The sequence below is a fragment of the Virgibacillus doumboii genome (assembly GCF_902806455.1).
GTDB lineage: Bacteria > Bacillota > Bacilli > Bacillales > Amphibacillaceae > Lentibacillus > Lentibacillus doumboii.
In genome coordinates, this window is the sequence record NZ_CADCWQ010000004.1 from 1 (window position 1) to 1,543 (window position 1,543).

Sequence of the window (1,543 nt, forward strand, 5' to 3'; positions counted from 1 at the left end):
GTAAGCGTCAAATAAACCCCACCTACTAATGAGGATGGGGTTTTGTGTATACTTTATTTAGATTTATTAGGAACGCGGCATTCTTGAGGGAGTGTTGCTGACCATGGCAGGTATTGAGCCAATTGCTCCTTATCCGTCGTATCCATATTGGGAAGTTCTTCAAACAAGTAGCTGAGGTAGTTGAATGGATTTAATCCATTTTCCTTAGCTGTCTCCACAATACTATAAATAATCGCACTGGATCTTGCTCCCTTTGCGGTATTACTGAAAAGCCAATTTTTCCTTCCTAGCACAAAAGGCTTGATGGACCGTTCTGCACGGTTATTATCAATTTCCAGTCGACCGTCCTCTAAAAAGGCCTCCAAATGTTCCCATTGTTTACGACAATATTTGATTGCCTTGCCCAACGCACTTTTGGGTAGTACGCGTGGTGTCTGTTCTTGAAGCCATGCCAAAAAAGCCTGCATTACAGGTTGGCTGCGTTCCAGACGCTGTTCATAGCGTTCTTTTGGACTTTCGTCTTTTAATTTACGTTCAATATCATAAAGCTGATTACAGAAGGCCAAGCCTTCTTTCGCTTTCACAGTCGTAGTGGCTGCGGATTCAGGAAGTGCCTGGAGTGCTTCCGTGAATTTGCGACGTGCATGCGCCCAGCAACCAACTAGGACAACACCAGGCAGTCCATTGTAGCCTGGGTAGCCGTCTACATGCAGGTATCCCTGGAATCCGTCCAGAAATCGGCGCGGATGTTTGGCAGCCCGGGTTTGTTGATAATCATACAGGACGATGGGGACATCGGTATGCCCGGAGCGATACAGCCACATATAGGATTTTGATGTTGCAGGCCGTTCCGGCTCGGATAAAACTTGTAATGTCGTCTCATCCGCGTGGGCCATGTCCAGTTCCAATAACCGGGCATGCATTTCTTTATAAATCAGCTCAAGCCAAGTATTGGCGCCGTACGTTATCCAATTAGCCAGAGTCTGACGTGGTATGGATATACCGAAGCGTTCCAAATGTTTCTCTTGCCGATACAGTGGCATGCCTTCCACATATTTTTGGGTCATGGTGTAGGCCATTGCGGAAGGAGAAGCCAAGCTGCCTGGAAATACAGGCTCTGGCATTTTCGCTGTCACTATAGGTGTTTCAATTTCATAGCGTTCACAGTGGCGACAGCTGTATACGTGGCGCACGTGCTCCACGACTTTCACTTGTGCAGGAATAACCTTTAATTCTTTGCGCACTTCCGTGCTCATATCGTGCAGCGCTCCGCCACAGCACGAACAGACCTGTTCCTCGTCGGATAGACGATATTCAATCGTTTCCGTAGGCAGATTTTCAAGTTTTTGTTCGCGCTGTCCACGCTGTTTTTTACGCTTGTATGTAATCGTCTCAACAGTTGGTTCTTCAATCGTCGAATCAGCTGTGGTCTCTGCTTCATTGAAAAGCGAAAGCTGGTTCGAGTCGGTCTTCTCACTGGAAGATCCGAATCTGCGTTGTTGGCTCAACCGAAATTGTTCTTGGTACCATTTTAATTCCGCCT

At 46.9% G+C, this 1,543-nt stretch carries 1 protein-coding gene; it reads right to left on the reverse strand.

Translation table 11 applies throughout. From position 1 onward, the window contains the following. Positions 1 to 53: 53 nt before the first annotated feature. Positions 54 to 1,543, reverse strand: a 1,490-nt coding sequence (gene tnpC, locus G6R02_RS19875; protein ID WP_164671182.1) for an IS66 family transposase, incomplete at its 5' end; no start/stop codon positions are given.